General features: G+C 75.1%; 17 protein-coding genes and 1 riboswitch. Of the genes, 14 read left to right on the forward strand and 3 right to left on the reverse strand.

Features of this window, described 5'->3' with window-relative positions:
• The first annotated feature begins 48 nt into the window (after positions 1-48).
• The 7 genes from narH to H9657_RS06245 all read left to right on the forward strand — a co-directional run bounded on the left by narH (position 49) and on the right by H9657_RS06245 (position 6,332).
• Entirely contained in the window at positions 49-1,749 is a 1,701-nt protein-coding gene (gene narH, locus H9657_RS06215) for a nitrate reductase subunit beta (RefSeq protein ID WP_191781503.1), read from the forward strand.
• Positions 1,746-2,423: a nitrate reductase molybdenum cofactor assembly chaperone gene (gene narJ, locus H9657_RS06220; RefSeq protein ID WP_318241331.1), complete on the forward strand. Its 678-nt coding sequence runs from the start codon at positions 1,746-1,748 to the stop codon at positions 2,421-2,423. The genes narH and narJ overlap by 4 nt, the downstream gene beginning before the upstream one ends.
• A complete protein-coding gene (gene narI, locus H9657_RS06225; protein WP_191781505.1) occupies positions 2,420-3,178 on the forward strand; it encodes a respiratory nitrate reductase subunit gamma in 759 nt (252 codons plus the stop codon). The genes narJ and narI overlap by 4 nt, the downstream gene beginning before the upstream one ends.
• A gap of 110 nt (positions 3,179-3,288) precedes the next feature.
• Positions 3,289-4,584 carry an AI-2E family transporter gene (locus tag H9657_RS06230; RefSeq protein WP_318241332.1) on the forward strand — a complete coding sequence of 432 codons (1,296 nt, stop codon included), beginning with the start codon at positions 3,289-3,291 and terminating at the stop codon, positions 4,582-4,584.
• 96 nt (positions 4,585-4,680) lie between these two features.
• A complete protein-coding gene (locus H9657_RS06235) occupies positions 4,681-4,821 on the forward strand; it encodes a hypothetical protein (RefSeq protein ID WP_191781507.1) in 141 nt (46 codons plus the stop codon).
• Positions 4,822-4,844: 23 nt separating this feature from the next.
• The gene (locus H9657_RS06240; RefSeq protein ID WP_191781508.1) at positions 4,845-5,459 is read left to right on the forward strand and encodes a winged helix-turn-helix domain-containing protein; all 615 of its coding nucleotides are present in this window, start codon (positions 4,845-4,847) and stop codon (positions 5,457-5,459) included.
• Positions 5,460-5,564: 105 nt separating this feature from the next.
• Entirely contained in the window at positions 5,565-6,332 is a 768-nt protein-coding gene (locus H9657_RS06245; RefSeq protein ID WP_191781510.1) for a PadR family transcriptional regulator, read from the forward strand.
• 18 nt (positions 6,333-6,350) lie between these two features.
• On the opposite strand, the gene aroD is transcribed toward H9657_RS06245, so the two are convergent.
• Positions 6,351-7,142 carry a type I 3-dehydroquinate dehydratase gene (gene aroD, locus H9657_RS06250; RefSeq protein ID WP_191781512.1) on the reverse strand — a complete coding sequence of 264 codons (792 nt, stop codon included), beginning with the start codon at positions 7,140-7,142 and terminating at the stop codon, positions 6,351-6,353.
• 56 nt (positions 7,143-7,198) lie between these two features.
• A complete protein-coding gene (locus H9657_RS06255) occupies positions 7,199-7,756 on the reverse strand; it encodes an ATP-binding protein (RefSeq protein WP_191781514.1) in 558 nt (185 codons plus the stop codon).
• 294 nt (positions 7,757-8,050) lie between these two features.
• Between H9657_RS06255 and H9657_RS06260 the strand changes: the two genes are divergently transcribed.
• A complete protein-coding gene (locus H9657_RS06260; protein ID WP_191781516.1) occupies positions 8,051-8,896 on the forward strand; it encodes an LLM class flavin-dependent oxidoreductase in 846 nt (281 codons plus the stop codon).
• Between the two features lie 32 nt (positions 8,897-8,928).
• Here the strand turns inward: H9657_RS06260 and H9657_RS06265 are convergent, their stop codons facing one another.
• Positions 8,929-9,591: a GNAT family N-acetyltransferase gene (locus H9657_RS06265; RefSeq protein WP_191781518.1), complete on the reverse strand. Its 663-nt coding sequence runs from the start codon at positions 9,589-9,591 to the stop codon at positions 8,929-8,931.
• A 315-nt stretch (positions 9,592-9,906) separates the two neighbouring features.
• On the opposite strand from H9657_RS06265, the gene H9657_RS06270 reads away from it, so the two are divergent.
• From H9657_RS06270 to H9657_RS06295, 6 genes are all read left to right on the forward strand, one after another.
• Positions 9,907-11,862: a penicillin-binding transpeptidase domain-containing protein gene (locus tag H9657_RS06270; protein ID WP_318241333.1), complete on the forward strand. Its 1,956-nt coding sequence runs from the start codon at positions 9,907-9,909 to the stop codon at positions 11,860-11,862.
• Between the two features lie 43 nt (positions 11,863-11,905).
• Complete coding sequence (locus tag H9657_RS06275) at positions 11,906-12,883, forward strand: aldo/keto reductase (protein WP_191781522.1); 978 nt, start codon at positions 11,906-11,908, stop codon at positions 12,881-12,883.
• Positions 12,884-12,986: 103 nt separating this feature from the next.
• Positions 12,987-15,302, forward strand: a complete 2,316-nt coding sequence (locus H9657_RS06280; RefSeq protein ID WP_191781524.1) for a SpoIIE family protein phosphatase — start codon at positions 12,987-12,989, stop codon at positions 15,300-15,302.
• A complete protein-coding gene (locus tag H9657_RS06285) occupies positions 15,299-15,898 on the forward strand; it encodes a 1-acyl-sn-glycerol-3-phosphate acyltransferase (protein WP_191781525.1) in 600 nt (199 codons plus the stop codon). The genes H9657_RS06280 and H9657_RS06285 overlap by 4 nt, the downstream gene beginning before the upstream one ends.
• Before the next feature lie 33 nt (positions 15,899-15,931).
• A complete protein-coding gene (locus H9657_RS06290) occupies positions 15,932-16,102 on the forward strand; it encodes a CsbD family protein (protein WP_191781527.1) in 171 nt (56 codons plus the stop codon).
• 253 nt (positions 16,103-16,355) lie between these two features.
• Positions 16,356-16,430, forward strand: a riboswitch (cyclic di-GMP riboswitch).
• A 14-nt stretch (positions 16,431-16,444) separates the two neighbouring features.
• Positions 16,445-16,582, forward strand: a complete 138-nt coding sequence (locus H9657_RS06295) for a hypothetical protein (RefSeq protein WP_191781529.1) — start codon at positions 16,445-16,447, stop codon at positions 16,580-16,582.
• The last annotated feature ends 123 nt before the right edge of the window (positions 16,583-16,705 follow it).

Genomic DNA, 16,705 nt, shown 5'->3' on the forward strand with positions numbered 1-16,705 from the left:
ACGACGGCGTACGCAGCGGGGCACGAGCGCAGTGCGGAGGGTGACCCCGTGCGCGTGATGGCCCAGATGGCGATGGTCATGAACCTCGACAAGTGCATCGGGTGCCACACGTGCTCGGTGACCTGCAAGCAGGCGTGGACCAACCGCACGGGCACCGAGTACGTGTGGTTCAACAACGTCGAGACGCGCCCCGGCCAGGGCTACCCGCGGACCTACGAGGACCAGGAGAAGTGGGAGGGCGGCTGGGCGCTGAACAAGCGCGGGCGCCTGCAGCTCAAGGCCGGCGGCCGGCTGCGGAACCTGCTGACGATCTTCGCGAGCCCCAAGCAGCCGTCGATCGACGAGTACTACGAGCCGTGGACGTACGACTACGAGAGCCTGACGAACGCGCCGCTGCAGGAGCACACGCCCGTCGCGCGGCCGAAGTCGCTGCTCAGCGGCAAGGACATGCAGGTCGGGTGGAGCGCCAACTGGGACGACGACCTGGGCGGCGCACCCGAGCTGGCGACCGCCGACCCGATCCTGCAGCGCGTGTCGGACAAGGTGAGGCTCGAGTTCGAGCAGACGTTCATGTTCTACCTGCCGCGGATCTGCGAGCACTGCCTCAACCCGTCGTGCGCCGCGTCGTGCCCGTCCGGTGCGATCTACAAGCGCGCCGAGGACGGCATCGTGCTCGTCGACCAGGACGCGTGCCGCGGCTGGCGCAAGTGCGTGACCGGGTGCCCGTACAAGAAGGTCTACTTCAACCACAAGACCGGCAAGGCCGAGAAGTGCACGTTCTGCTTCCCGCGCATCGAGGTCGGCCTGCCGACCGTGTGCTCCGAGACGTGCGTCGGGCGGCTGCGCTACATCGGGCTCGTCCTGTACGACGCGGACAAGGTGCTCGCCGCGGCGTCCGTCACCGACGAGAAGGACCTGCTCGCCGCGCAGCGCGGGGTGTTCCTCGACCCCGACGACCCGCACGTGCAGCGCGAGGCCGAGCGTGCGGGGATCCCGCACGACTGGGTGCAGGCCGCGCAGCGCTCACCGATCTGGGCGCTCATCAGCACCTACGAGGTCGCCCTGCCGCTGCACCCCGAGTACCGGACGATGCCGATGGTCTGGTACATCCCGCCGCTGTCGCCGGTCGTCGACGTGGTCCAGGAGACCGGCGTCGACTCCGAGGACACCTCGAACCTGTTCGCGGCGATCGACACCCTGCGGATCCCGGTGGAGTACCTCGCGGAGCTGTTCACCGCGGGCGACACCGCGCCGGTCACGGCCGTGCTCAAGCGGCTCGCGGCCATGCGCTCGTACATGCGCGACCTCAACATGGGCCGCTCCGGCGACCCCGCCATCCCGGCGTCGGTCGGCATGGACGAGGCGACGATGTACGAGATGTACCGCCTGCTCGCGCTCGCGAAGTACGACGAGCGGTACGTCGTGCCCGCGGCCCACGCCGAGCAGGCGCACGGCCTCGAGGAGCTCGCCACCGAGTGCAGCCTCGACTACGACGGCGGGCCGGGCATGGGCGGGTCGGGGCCGTTCGGCGAGGGCTCGGGCGGCCAGGACCCCCTCGCCGTCGAGAACTTCCACATGCTCCAGCAGCGGCAGACGACCGACACCGTCGCCGAGCCCGAGAGCCGCAAGGCGCGCGTGAACCTGCTCAACTGGGACGGCAAGAGCGCCCCGGCGGGCATGTTCCCGCCCAAGGCCGACCCGGACGACGGGACGTCGCAGCCCGGGGCGTCCGACGGGGGCCGGCCGTGAGGCGCCTCGCGCGCCGGACCGCCGCGCGCCAGGCGGCGACCCGCGAGACGGCCCTGACGCACCGCATCGCCGCGATGGTCCTCGACTACCCGAGCCCGGAGCTGCTCGCGATGCTGCCCGAGGTGCGTGCCGCCCTCACGACGCTGCCGGAGCGCCTGCGCGAGCCGCTCGCCCAGGTCGTCGACCACCTCGGGTCGCAGCCCCTCGGCGCGCTCGCGGCCGAGTACGTCACGACGTTCGACCTCGCGCGGCGCCGCTCGCCGTACCTGAGCTACTACTCCTACGGCGACACCCGCAAGCGTGGCGTCGCGCTCGTCGAGTACAAGCAGGCCTACCGTGCCGCGGGCTTCGAGCTCGTGTCCGACGAGCTGCCGGACCACGTCGCGGTCGTCCTGGAGTTCGCGTCCACGGGGGACGCCGCGGCCCAGGAGTCCGGGCTGCGCCTGCTGCTCGCGCACCGTGCCGGGCTGGAGCTGCTGCGCCTCGCGCTGCTCGACGCGGGGTCCCCGTGGGCCGGCGCGCTCGTGGCCGTGTGCGCGACGCTCCCGCCGCTGGACGGCGACGACCGCGAGGCCGTCGCGCGCCTCGCCGCGCAGGGGCCGCCCGGCGAGGAGGTCGGTCTCGAGCCGTTCCTGCCGCCGTCGTCCGCCACCGACCCGGGAGCCCGCCGATGACCTCGACCCTGGACGTCCTGCTGTGGGTGGTCGTGCCGTACGTGTGCCTCGCGTTCTTCGTGCTCGGGCACGTCTGGCGCTACCGGTACGACAAGTTCGGGTGGACGACGCGCTCGACGCAGCTGTACGAGCGCCGGCTGCTGCGCTGGGCCAGCCCCCTGTTCCACTTCGGGATCCTCGCGGTGTTCCTCGGGCACGTCATGGGCCTGGGCATCCCCGAGTCGTGGACCGAGGCCGTCGGCATGAGCGACGAGGCGTACCACTTCGTGGCCGTGACGATCGGGGGCGTCGCGGGCTTCTGCACGGTCGTCGGCCTGGTGCTGCTCATCTACCGCCGCCGCACGGTCGGGCCGGTCTTCCGGGCGACGACCCGCATGGACAAGGTCATGTACCTCGTGCTGGCCGTCGTCATCTTCCTCGGCATGTGGAACACGGTCGCGGGCTCGGTGCTCAACCTGGGCGGCGACTACGACTACCGCGAGGGCGTGTCGGTGTGGTTCCGCGGCATCTTCCTGCTGCAGCTGCACCCCGAGCTCATGGCGGACGCGCCGATCGGCTTCCAGCTGCACGGCATGGCCGCGATGCTGCTGTTCGCGCTGTGGCCGTTCACGCGCCTCGTGCACGTGTTCTCAGCACCTGTCGGGTACCTGTGGCGGCCGTACGTCGTGTACCGCGCGCGGCCCGACCGGCTCGGCACCCGCCCGCCGCGGCGGGGGTGGGACCGGGTCGAGCCGCAGGAGCCGTCGCGGCGCTGAGCCCTCCGGTCGGGTGACGGACGGCGCGCGCGGCTCGCGCGGCGCCCGTCGCCCCTAGGGTGTGACCGCGCGCGCCCGCGCCACGCACGCCCACCGCGGAGGACACGCCCGTGACGACCGACAGCACGCCCGCTCCCGCCACCGGCGCCACGTCGCCGCAGGCCGACGCGCCGTCCGGCGCGACCCCGATCTTCGGTGCACCGGCCGCCCCCGGCGACGAGGGCACGCGCGCGCTGCAGCACGACGCACGCCGCCCCCCGCGCTGGTGGGGCAAGGGCCTGGCGATGGCGGTGGTCGCCGTCTTCGTCGGCCTGTTCGCGTGGGACGCGCTCGGGGCGCTGCAGGGGCTGCTGGTCAACCTGCTCATCGCGTTCTTCATCGCGCTCGCGCTCGAGCCGATCGTCGTGTGGCTCGTGCGGCACGGCTGGAAGCGCGGTGGTGCGGCGGCCGTGGCGCTGCTCGGCGGGCTGCTGCTCACGATCGTGGTGTTCGCGCTGTTCGGGAACCTGTTCGTCCAGCAGCTCGTGCAGCTCGTCAAGAACGTGCCGGACCTCTACACCTCCGCGCAGGAGATGGTCGAGGAGCGCTTCGCGGTCGAGGTGCCGGCCGTGGACGACCTCGTGCGCCAGGGCGCCGAGGAGTGGGGCTCGGAGGTCGCGTCGGGGGCGCTGCTCGTGGGGACGACGATCCTCGGCGGCGTGTTCGCGACCCTGACGATCCTGCTCGTCACGTACTACCTGCTGGCGGCGGGCCCGCGCTTCCGTGCGTCGATCTGCCGGTGGCTGACGCCCGGCCGGCAGCAGGAGGTGCTGCGGCTGTGGGAGGTCACGCAGGTCAAGGTCTCCGACTTCATCAACACGCGCATCGTGCTCGCGGCCATCGCGACGGCGGCGACGTTCGCGTTCCTCGCCATCCTGGGGACGCCCTACTCGCTGCCGCTCGCCCTGTTCACGGGTGTCGTCTCGCAGTTCGTCCCGACGATCGGCACGTACATCGGCGGTGCGCTGCCCATCGCGGTCGCGCTCACCTCCCAGGGTGCGCCGCAGGCACTCGGGGTGCTCGCGTTCATCCTCGGCTACCAGCAGGTCGAGAACCTGTGGCTCGCGCCCAAGGTCTCGGCGCGCGCGCTGCAGATGAACGCGGCGGTCTCGTTCGTCGTGGTGCTGGCGTTCGGGGCGGTGTTCGGTGCGCTGGGGGCGTTCCTGGCGCTGCCGATCGCGGCGACCATCCAGGCGGTGGCCAACACGTACGTCCAGCGGCACGAGCTGGTGCGGTCGCACATGCTGCACGACCCGGGCGAGGCGGACCCGGGCGGGGGCGGCGGCGACCCCGCGGGGCGCGGCGACGTGGACAAGGCGCGCGCGGCGGCGCGCGAGGTCGACCGGCGGCGGGACGCCGAGGCCTGATCTGCAGGGCGAGTCCCGCAACATCCGTTGCGCAATGACCATTGCGCAATAGATGTTGCGGGTCTAGCGTTGTGCGTGCCGACCGAGGAGGACGCCATGCACCGCACCACCCGAGGACCCGTCCGTACACCCCGCGAGCCCCGCCGGACCACCCCGTGGGACCGCACCGCCGAGCTGGAGCAGCTGCGCCGCGACCGGCTCCTGGCCGAGGCCCAGCTGCGCACCCGCGTGCTCTGACCGTCGTCGTGGAGGAGATCCGCATGACCGACCCCACGCCCACCACCGAGCTGCGGACCTCCGACCCCGCCGTGCTGCGCGCGCTCGCGCACCCGCTGCGGGTCGAGATCCTCGACCTGCTCGACGACCTGCGCGAGGCCACCGCCAGCCAGGTCGCCGAGCGCACGGGTCAGACGGTCGCCAACTGCTCGTTCCACCTGCGCAGCCTCGCCAAGGCCGGCTACGTCGAGCGGGCCGAGCCGCGCGGGCGCGAGAAGCCGTGGCGCCCGGCCCACCGGTCGCGGCGCCTGGAGCCGGACCCGGCCGACACGACGTCCGTCCGCGACGCCGCGGCGGTCGCGACCCTCGTGATCCAGCGCGAGGCGGCGCGCGCCGTCGACCACTTCGCCGACCCGCGGGCGACCGACCCCGCCCGCGTCCGGACGACCATGCTCAGCACGCAGCGCCTGTGGGCGACGCCCGACGAGCTCGAGGACCTCGCCGCGCGCCTCGCGGGCCTGGCCGACGCGTTCGTGGGCCGGGACGAGGACCCGTCGCTGCGCCCCGAGGGTGCGGTGCTCGCGCGGTTCTTCGGCGTCCTGCACCCCGAGATCGGCGCCGAGGCCGCCGAGGAGGTCGGCGGGGCCACCTCGTCCTGACCGGGCGCGCCGTGCCGCTCCGGCGTCGGTCGGCGACGTCCTCTTGTCGTCCGTGATATGTCGGCGTACCGTTCCGATATATCGCTGACGATCTTGGAGGAACACATGCGCAGCTTCGACCCCACCTCACGACCCGACCGCGAGTGGCGCCGCCCCCGGCGCGGTGCCCGGCCCGGTGACGACGGCACGGAGGGCCGCGACCCGCGCGGCGGCCCCTGGCACGACGACGACGGTGACCACGGCTCCCCGGGCCACGGCCGAGGACGACGCGGTCCGGGCCGCGGCTTCGGCGGCCCCGGCGGTCCCTTCGGCGGCCCGGACGGACCCTTCGGCCCCGCCGGGCCCTTCGGTCCGGGCGGTCCGTTCGGCGGTCCCGGCGGTCCCGGCCGCGGTGGTCCGTTCGGCGGCCCGTTCGGTGCCCGCGGCCGCGGACGGGCCCGCCGCGGCGACGTCCGCGCCGCGATCCTGCAGCTCCTGGCCGAGGCGCCGTCCAACGGCTACGGCCTCATCAAGGCCATCGGGGAGAAGACGGGCGGCCTGTGGCGACCGAGCCCCGGCTCGGTCTACCCCACGCTCCAGCAGCTCACGGACGAGGGGCTCGTCGTGCCCACCGACGCGGGCAGCGCCCGCACCGAGTACACGCTGACCGACGAGGGACGCGCGTACGTCGAGAGCCACCCCGACGAGCTGTCGGCCGCCTGGGGCCCCGCCGCCCAGCGCTGGGAGGAGCACGGCGACCTCATCGGCGCCGCCGGCAAGCTGTTCGGCGTGCTGCGGCAGGTCGGTGCCGAGGGCACGCCGGCGCAGCGCGAGCGGACCGTCGAGAAGCTCGACGAGCTCCGCCGCGAGCTCTACCGCATGCTCGGCGAGTGAGCCGAGCCGCGCGGCGGCTCAGCCGGCGTCGTGCAGCAGCGCGAGGACCTCGCGCAGCGCCGCGGCGTCCACCTGACCGGGCGCGCTCGCGGGCCCGACGCTGCCGAACGTCATCGCCGAGCCGAACACCCCGCCCGCGAGGCGCGTGACCAGCCCGAGCCCGCCCATCGCGACGGTCACGACGGGACGGTCCGCGTCACGCGCGAACGCGCGTGTCGCGGTCAGCAGCGCGAGGACGTCGTCGGGGTCCCGCGGCATCACCGCGACCTTGCAGACGTCGGCCCCGGCGTCGCGCTGACGGCGAAGGACCGCGACGATCTCGGCCGCCGACGGTGTCCCCGCGAAGTCGTGGTGGGACACCACGACGGCGAGCCCCGCGGCCTGCGCGTGCGACACGAGGTCGGCCACGCCCGGCGTCGCGAGCTCGACGTCGACCGCGTCCGCGCCGTGCGGACCGTCCGGACCGGCGGCCCCGGCCGTCACGGCGTCGAGGACCGCGCGGTACGCGGCGTCGTCGGCGGCCTGCGCACCGCCCTCCCGCGCGGAGCGGAACGTCGCGAGCAGCGGGACGTCCGTGGGCAGCGCGGCGCGGACGGCCGCCACCGCGGTGCGCACCAGCGCCGGCTCCCGGGCCGAGCCGGTGAGGTGGTCCAGGCGCAGCTCGACGACGTCCGCGGCCCCGGCGGGCAGGGCCCGCGCGGCGTCGGCCGCGGCGTCGGGCGTCCGTGCCACGATCGGGACGCACACCTGCGGCCGCCCCGCGCCCAGGGTCGTCCCGCGCAGCCGCAGCACGCCGTCGCTCGTCGTCATGCGCCGATTGTCGCCGCATCGCGCCGCGCGCGCGCCGCGCGTCCGGGTGCCGTCGCTCAGGTGGTCGGCCGGGCGGGGAAGGTCGCCCACACGTGCTTGCCCGACGCGTCCGCCCACCAGCCGACGTCGGACGACAGGCGGCGCGCGATCTGCAGGCCGAACCCGCCCTCGCCGGGCTCGCGGCCCGCCGCGACGAACGGTGCGTGCGTGGCGTCGCCGTCCGACACCACGACGAGCACCTCGTGCCCGTCGAGCAGCAGCTGGACCTGCGCCGGTGCGCGGCCGTGCGCCAGCGCGTTGGTCGCGAGCTCCGAGGTGACGAGCACGACGTTGTCCCGTGCGGTCTCGGCGTCGTCCGACGGTGCCACCGAGGCGGCGAGCTGGTCGCGCAGGTCGCCGCGCATGTCGCGCAGCTGGTGGGCCTCCTCGAGCACCCAGCGGCGCACCGGGACGTACGCGGCGGAGGGCCGGGTGGCGGGCAGCGCGCGCTCGGGAGCCACGTGCGCGAGCGCGTGGTCAGGCGGGAGCGTCGCGGGCGGCAGCGGTGCGTGACCGCCCGGCGAGCCGACCCGGTCGTGGCTGCCGGGAGACGTGAACTGGTGCTCGTCCGTCATGTCCCGGCCCCCTCTCCCCGTCCTGCTCCGATGCGCACCACGTGCGCGGCATGCGTCCCGTACCTGGCATCCCCGCCACGGTAGGCGTCCGTACGCGATCCCACCACCGAGGGAGCGCCTCCCCAGCGGACCACGCGGACGGGTGTCCAGGGGCGTCGGGGTGCACGGCGCACGACGCGCGGCGCCCCCGCGGACCGCCCGACCGGGCAGAGGGTACTCGCTGTCGGTGGGCGTCGGTACCGTCGCGACGACGCACCGGTGCGGTCCCGGCGCGCGCGTGGGAGGAGGACGGCGATGAGGCTCGGGTTCGTGGGCAGCTTCGGCACGGTGCACGAGGTGGTCGACCTGGCGGTCGACGCCGAGCAGCACGGCTGGGACGGGTTCTTCACGTGGGACGGCGTGGACCTCGAGGGCATGGACGCGTGGGACCCGTGGGCGGTGCTCGCCGCGGCCGCCGTGCGCACGCAGCGCGTCACGCTGGGCGCGCTGGTGTTCGCGCTGCCGCGCCGGCGGCCGTGGGTGTTCGCCAAGCAGGCGGTCACGGTCGACCACCTCTCCGGGGGCCGGCTCGTGGTGCCCGTGGGCCTCGGCGTGCCGATGGACCGTGCGGTCGCGGGGGTCAGCGGCGAGGCCACCACGCTCCGGGAGCGTGCCGAGCGGCTCGACGACGCGCTCGCGGTCCTCGACCGGTCCTTCGGCGGCGAGCGGTTCGACGTCGAGGGCACGCACCTGCGCGTCGACGGCCTCCAGCTGCGGCCCGTGCCGGTCGAGCGGCCCGACGGGCGCACGCGCATCCCGCTGTGGGTCGTCGGCTCGTTCCCCTCCGAGCGCTCGATGGGACGTGCGGTCCGCTACGACGGCGTCGTCCCGCAGCACCGGGGCGAGCGCGCGGAGGACCCGTTCGACCCGGACGACGTCGCCGCGGTCGTCGCCTGGGTGAAGGAGCACCGTCCCGCCGACGCCGGCCCCTTCGACGTCGTGCTGCACGGCGCCCTGCCCGCCGACCGCGGCGCGGCCCGCGAGCGGCTGGCGGCCCTGGCCGAGGCGGGGGCCACGTGGTTCGTCGACGCGCTGTGGGACCCGGCCACCGCGACGCCCGAGGCGCTGCGCGCGCGGGTGCGCCAGGGGCCTCCCACGTGACGCTCCGGGGGCCGCACCGGGCACGGCCGCCCTCAGCCGGTGGGGCGCGCCGGGCGGGACATGGGGTAGATGTGCGGTCCCGCGGGCGCCAGCGGGACCACGTCGTGCGCGTCGGTGTAGCCGCGACGCTGGTAGTAGCCGACGTTGGTCTCGTTGGTCGTCTCGAGGTACGACGGGGCGCCCAGCTCGTCGACGTCGGCGAGGAACCGGCGCAGCAGCACGCTGCCCCGTCCCTCGCGCTGCAGGTCCGGCCGCACGCCGAAGGCCTCGACGTACCAGCTGTCCGCCGGCACGCCGCGCGACGTCAGCTCGCCGAAGCGGATGATGCCGGGGCTGTGCTCGCGCGTGCAGGTCGCGATGCGGGTGACCCGGCCGGCCTGCCGCAGCCAGCGCCGCAGCGTCATCGGGTAGGTGCCCGGGGGGTACATGGCCAGGACGCCCGTGACCTCGTCGCCGAGCTTCGTGGCCAGGACCCGCCCGTGGCGCAGGCCGTCGGCGAGGGTCATCCGGTAGACCTGGGTGAGCTCGCGCTCGCGGCGCGCCGCCACGGGGAAGAGGTGCGCGTAGCCCGGGTCGTCCGCGAGGGCCGCGGCGAGCACCGCGGCGGCCTGCACGCGGTCGCGTGGGTCGAGCGGTCCCACCGTGTCGGGCGGGTCGACGCGTGGCGTCCCCGTCGGCCGTCCCCCAGCGTCCATGGGGGCATGTTCACCCGGACGTGCGTCCAGATGCAACCGGTAGCAGCGGAATCGCCCGGTCCGCGCACCGCACCACCCGCTACGGGTGAGCGCGCACGTGTGGGGAGGACGAGTGAAGATCACCACGGAAGTCCCACGCGGCAGCCCGGCAGGGTGACAGGCTCGGCTCGTCCCCACCTCGTGGCGCCACGACGTCGTGCGTGCCCGCAGCGCTGAGGTCGACGGCGACGCGGGGGACCAGGACAGGAGGCCACGACGGTGGGTACGACGCGAAGGACGGGGTGGGCGCGCGCCCGCCGGTGGACGACGACCGGCGTGCTCGCCGCCCTGGCGACCGCGGCCCTGACGGCCTGCAGCCCCGGCGCCCCGGACGCGCGCCCGGCCGCCGAGGCCCTGGCGACCGCGCTGGAGACCGGCGACTTCACGGCCGTGCCGCTCGCACCGGACGCGCCGTCCGCGCAGGAGCTGAGCACCACCCGGGCGGCCGTCGTCGAGGGCCTGGCCGAGGCGGCCGCGAGCGTCGAGGTGGGGGACGTGACGCTCGCGGACGACGAGCTGACCGCGACCGCGCCCCTGACCGTCACCTGGGACGTGCCCTGGACGGACGAGGACTGGACGTACACCGCGACCGCGCAGCTGGTGCGCGACGAGCAGGACGACGAGCAGCCGTGGCGCGCGCGCTGGGCGCTGCCGCTGCTCGCACCCGACCTCACCGCGGACGAGCGCCTGACCGTCTCCCGGCGGGCGGCCGAGCGCGGTGCCGTGCTCGGCCAGGGGGACGTCCCGCTCGTCGAGAAGCGACCCGTGTCCCGCATCGGCGTCGACAAGCAGCAGGCCGCCGCGGGCCAGGTCGACACCGACGCCGCGGCCCGGGCCCTCGCGGGCGCCCTGGGCACGGACCCGGAGGCGTACGCGCAGAAGGTCGCGGCCGCCGGCCCCCAGGCGTTCGTCGAGGCCATCGTCGTGCGGTCCGGCGACGCCGGGTACGACGTGGCGGCGCTCGACGCGCTGCCGGGCGTCGGCGTCATCCCGGACGAGCTGCCGCTGGCGCTGACCCGCACGTTCGCACGCGCGATCCTCGGGACCGTCGGTGACGCGACCGCGGAGATCGTCGAGGCCTCGCAGGGCGCCGTCGCCGTGGGGGACCGGGCCGGGCTCTCGGGCCTGCAGCGGCAGTACGACGCGCAGCTGCGCGGCACCCCGGGCGTCGTCGTGTCCGCCGAGGCGCAGGAGACGGGTGCCGAGCGCGTGCTGCTCGACGTCCCGCCGGTCGCGGGCGAGCCGCTGCGCACGACCCTCGACCCGGTGCTGCAGCAGCGCGCCGAGCAGGTGCTCGCGGGCGTCGTGCCGGCGTCCGCGGTCGTCGCGCTGCGTCCGTCGACGGGTGAGGTGCTCGCCGCCGCGAGCGGGCCGGGCAGCGAGGGCCTGTCGACCGCGACCGTCGGCCAGTACGCGCCGGGGTCGACGTTCAAGGTGGTCAGCGCGCTCGCGTACCTGCGCGGCGGGCTGACGCCGGACTCGACCGTGAGCTGCCTGCCGTCGATCACGGTCGACGGCCGCACGTTCCAGAACTTCCCCGGCTACCCGGCCGCGGCCCTCGGTGACGTGCCGTTCCGGACGGCGTTCGCGAACTCGTGCAACACGGCGTTCATCGGCGCCCGCGACCTCGCGGGCGACGGCGCGCTGCTCGCCGCGGCGCGTTCGCTCGGCCTGGAGCCGGCGGTCGACCTCGGGTTCCCGGCTTTCCTCGGGACCGTGCCGGACGACGCGACGTCGACCGCGCACGCGGCGTCGGTGATCGGGCAGGGCGAGGTGCTCGCCTCGCCGCTCGGCATGGCGACGGTCGCCGCGTCGGTGGGCGCCTCCCGCACGGTCGTCCCGTACCTGGTGACCCCCGCGGCCGAGGCGGGCACGGACGACGCGGCGGCGACGGACGACGCGACGGAGGAGACGGACGGGGCGACGGACGACGCGACGGACGGCGAGGACCTGCCGCCCGCGGCGCCGCTCACGGCCGAGGAGGCCGCGGCCCTGCAGGCGATGATGCGGGCCGTCGTCACGGAGGGCGGGGCCGGGTTCCTGTCCGACGTGCCGGGCGAGCCCGTGCTCGCCAAGACGGGCACCGCGCAGTTCGGCCAGGACGCGGACCTGCGCAACCACGCCTGGATGATCGCCGTGCAGGGGGACCTGGCGGTCGCGCTGTTCGTCGGCGAGGGGGACTACGGTTCGACGACGGCCGGTCCGCTGCTCGAGGCGTTCCTGGCCGGTTGAGCCAGGGACTGCGCCCGCAGGACGACGACGTCAGGAGCGACGCATGACCGCACGCCACGTGCCGGGAGGACCGGGCTGGATGCGCCCGTTGCCCGGGACGGGCCTGACCGTCAGCGCGCTCGCGCTCGGCGGCAGCCCGCTGGGGAGCATGCCGGAGAACTACGGGCACGACGTGTCGCCCGAGCGCGGCATCGACACCGTGCGGGCCGTGCTCGGCAGCGACATCCGGTTCGTCGACACGTCCAACGGCTACTCGGGCGGCGAGAGCGAGCGCCGCATCGGTGCGGCCCTCACCGCGGCGGGGGGCGTCCCGCCGGGCTACGTCATCGCCACCAAGGTCGACCCGGAGGGCGCCGACTACTCGGGTGAGCGCGTGCGGCGTTCGGTCCTCGAGTCGCGCGCCCGCCTGGGGCTGGACCACCTGCCGCTCGTGCACCTGCACGACCCGGAGTTCCACGAGTTCGACGACATCACCGGCCCCGACGGTGCGGTCGAGGCGCTGGTCGAGCTGCGCGAGTCCGGCGCGGTCGGTGCCATCGGGCTCGCGGGCGGGCGCGTGCAGGAGATGGCGCGCTACCTCGCGCTCGGCGTGTTCGACGTGCTCCTCGTGCACAACCGCTGGACCCTCGTCGACCGGTCCGCCGGTGCGCTCATCACCGAGGCCCGCGCGCAGGGCATGGGCGTGCTCAACGCCGCCGTGTACGGCGGCGGGATCCTGGCGCGCGGGCCGGGTGCCCCCGCGACCTACGGGTACCGTCCCGCGCCGCCGCAGCTCCTCGAGGCGGTGGGGGCGATGCGCCGCGTCTGCGCGGAGCACGGCACCGACCTGACGACCGCCGCGCTGCAGTTCTCGCTGCGCGACGAGCAGGTCGCGTCGACCGTCGTCGGCATGTCGCGTCCCGAGCGCGTCGCCCAGACGCTCGCCGCCGCGGCCGCGGACCTGCCCGACGAGCTGTTCGACGAGCTCGAGACCCTCGTGCCGCCGTCCGGCACCTGGCTCGACGCGCCGTTCGACACCTGACCTCGCGTCACCCGCGCGCCCCGTCGGCCGGTGCCGGACGCGTGTCGACTACCCTCACCGAGGACGTGGACGCGCGCACCGCGCGTCGGGGACGGAGCACGGCATGACCGACGGGGGCAGCGGGGCGACCGCCCGGCCGGGGCCCGCCGCACCCACGGGCGGGGCGTCGACGGTCGACCTCGACACGTGCGCGGACGAGCCGATCCGGGTCCCCGGGTCGGTGCAGCCGCACGGCGTGCTGCTCGCGGTCTCCGAGCCGGACCTGGTGGTGCGTCAGGTGTCGGCCAACCTCGCGGACCTGACGGGCGTTGCGGTGGCGGACGCCGTCGGCGTGCCCCTGGCGGACGTCGTCGGCACCGCCGCGGCCGACGCGCTGCGTGCGCACGTGCGCACGTTCGGCGACCTGCGGGCCCGCAACCCGGTGTCCGTCGAGCTGCCCGGGCGGGACCACCCGGTGGTCGCGGACGCGATCCTGCACCGGGTGGCCACCGGCGGACGGCCCCTGCTGGTCGTCGAGCTGGAGGCGGCGGACGGCCCTCGCCCCTTCTCGTTCCCTAACACCTACCAGGCCGTGCGCGGTGCGCTCGAGCGGCTCAACCGCGCGGGCACGCTCGAGCAGCTCTACGACGTCGCCGCGCAGGAGGTCCGCACCCTGACGGGCTTCGACCGCGTGATGGTCTACCGGTTCGACGCCGAGCACAACGGTGAGGTCGTCGCCGAGGCCCGCCGCGCGGACCTCAACGCGTTCCTCGGGCTGCACTACCCGGCCTCGGACATCCCGGCGCAGGCACGCGCGCTGTACGAGACCAACTGGGTGCGGCTCATCGCCGACGTCGCCTACACGCCGGCGCCCCTGGTCCCCGTGGTCGACGAGCTGTCCGGCCAGCCGCTGGACCTCACGCACGCGGTGCTGCGCAGCGTCTCGCCCATGCACCTGGAGTACCTCGGCAACATGGGCGTGCGGGCGTCGATGTCGATCTCGCTGCTGCGCGACGGCCGCCTGTGGGGTCTCATCGCGTGCCACCACTACTCGGGTGCGCACGCGGTGCCGTACGGCGTGCGCGCGGCGGCGGAGTTCCTCGGGTCGGCGCTGTCGCTGCGGCTCGTCGCGCGCGCGCAGGACCGCGAGCTCGAGCGCGAGCTCGCCGCGCAGGCCGAGATCGCGGACGTCCTGCGGGTCGCGCGCGACCCCGACCGCGGCCTGGCCGAGGCGCTCGCGGCGGACCACCCCGGGCTCCTGGGGGTCGTCCCGGCGCACGGCCTGGTCGTCGTGGCCGACGGCCGGACGGCCACGGCGGGCGACGTGCCCGGCGACGTCGACGCGCTGCGCGCCTGGGTGCAGGAGCAGCCCGAGCCCGTGACCGTCCGCACGGCCCTGGGCGTGAGCGACCCGGCGCTGGCGGCGGCCCTGCCCGACGTCGCGGGCCTCCTGGCAGTCCGGCTGCCCGACGACCAGCTGGTCGTCTGGCTGCGCCACGAGCACGTGCGGGACATCTACTGGGGCGGCGACCCGCACAACAAGGCGATCGCGCGTCGCGAGGGTGACGACGTCCGGCTGAGCCCGCGCAAGTCCTTCGACCGGTGGCGCGAGGAGGTGCGCGGGCGGTGCGAGCCGTGGGCGCCCGAGCACGTGCGCGCCGTCGAGGACCTGCGCAGCCGCCTGCTCGAGGTCATCATCGTGCGCAACCGCTGGCAGATGGCCGCGGCGCACGCCGTGCAGCTCTCGCTGCTGCCGCGTGACCTGCCGACGGTCCCGGGCTGGGCGCTGCAGGCGCGCTACGTGCCGGCGGCCGGCGGGCGGGTCGGCGGCGACTGGTACGACGCGCTCGAGCTCCCGGACGGGCGGTTCGCGGTCGCGGTCGGTGACGTCGCGGGGCACGGGCTGGGTGCGGCCGCCGCCATGGGGCAGCTGCGCAACGCCCTGCGCGCGTACCTCATGCGCTGCGCGGACGTGCGCGAGGCGCTGGTCGACCTCGACGAGCTCGCGCGCCGCACGATGCCGGAGGACATGGCCACGGTCGTCGTGGTCGTCGTCGACCCCCTGACGGGCGACGCGAGCGTGGGCGCCGCCGGGCACCCCCGCCCGCTGCTGCTGCGGGCCGACGGCGACGCCACGCTCCTGCCGCTGCGGGTGGACCGGCCCGTGGGCGTGGGGTCGGGCGACCCGCAGGTCGTGGACCTGCACCTGGAGCCGGGCGGTGGGATCGTGCTCTACAGCGACGGCCTGGTGGACTCGCGCACGACGGCGCTCGCGGCCGGCATCGAGCGGTTGATGCAGCACTTCGACCGCCCGGACCCCACCGTGCCGGTGGACATCGACGAGGTCGTCGCGGACTGCTCCGACCCGGACTCGAAGGACGACATGACGCTGCTGCTGCTGTGCCGGGACGTCGACCTGCCCGCGGGGGCCCGACCGTGAGCCTGCGGCGGGCCGCGGCCCGCGGGTTCTGGCGGGTCAGCCGGTGGACGCTGCGCACCGAGCGGGTCCCGCGCGACGGCACGGGCATCATCATCGGCGCCCCGCACACGTCGAACTGGGACTTCGTGATCATGTTGGCGATCGCGTGGGAGGCGGGGCTGCCGTTCCGGTGGCTCGGCAAGCACACGCTGTTCCAGGGGCCGGCGGGGCCGCTGATGCGTGCCCTGGGCGGCATCCCGGTGGACCGTCGCGACCCCGCGGGCCTCGTCGACGACCTCGTGGCGCGCATGGCCGCGGGCGAGCGCTTCTACCTCGTCGTGACCCCGGAGGGCTCGCGCTCGGGCTCGGGGTGGAAGTCGGGCTTCTACCGCATCGCGCGGGCGGCGGGCCTGACGGTCACGCTCGGCTACGTGGACCGCACGACGATGACCGCGGGTCTGGGCCCCACGCTCACGCTGACCGGCGACGTGCGCGCGGACATGGACGCGGTGCGCGCGTTCTACGCCGACAAGTCCGGCTTCGTGCCCGCGCGGCGCACCGAGCCGCGGCTGCGGGACGAGGCCGCTCCGGATGCGGACCCGGCGGACCCGGCCTAGCGTCTCTCCCTGTCACCGACGAAGGGAAATCCCATGGGTCTGGACGACAAGATCAAGAACTCCGCGCAGGAGACCAGCGGCAAGGCCAAGGAAGCCCTCGGCAAGGCCACGGGCGACGAGGAGCGCGAGGCGGAGGGCAAGGCCGACCAGTCCTCGGCCAACCTCAAGCAGGCCGGCGAGAACGTCAAGGACGCCTTCCGCTGACCTGTCCTGCCGCACGTCGCAGGAGTGCCGACGGCACCTCGGGACGCCCCCGCACCGACCACGGTGCGGGGGCGTCCTGCTGCGCGGGGGGCGTGCGCTCACCCGAACGGGCGCGCCGCAGGGCGTGGCGGCGCGCGACACGCCCGTCGGGAGGGTTCTGCGTACCCGCCGACCGGGTGAATTGGGCTCCTGTCCAGGACAGGTGACCCGGATCACTTCCGTTCCAGGTGAGAGCCGTCTAATGTCTGACTTGTCAGCGAAACGGCAAACCCTCCGCAAGGGGGGGACGCAAAGCCACGGGACCCACGAGGTCAGCCGGGCTACCGAACGAAGGGGTTCGTCATGGACCAGCGCAACTCGGCCGCAGAGCCGCACGAGGTTCGCCCTCAGGTCATCCCGCTCGGACGTTGGGCAGCGATCGCCGCCCGCCTCGAGGCCTCGGTGATGGTCCCCGCGCAGCGCGACGCGCTCGCCGCCTGAACCACCCGTCCCACCTCTCCGGCGCATCCTCGTCGGTCCGTCGCGGCGTCGCGACGGCCGGCACCGACGCACGGCACGGCCCCCGCCACCCCCCGGTGCGGGGGCCGTGGTGCGCGCGGGGTC

The organism is Cellulomonas avistercoris, assembly GCF_014836445.1.
In the GTDB taxonomy this organism is placed as follows: domain Bacteria; phylum Actinomycetota; class Actinomycetes; order Actinomycetales; family Cellulomonadaceae; genus Cellulomonas; species Cellulomonas avistercoris.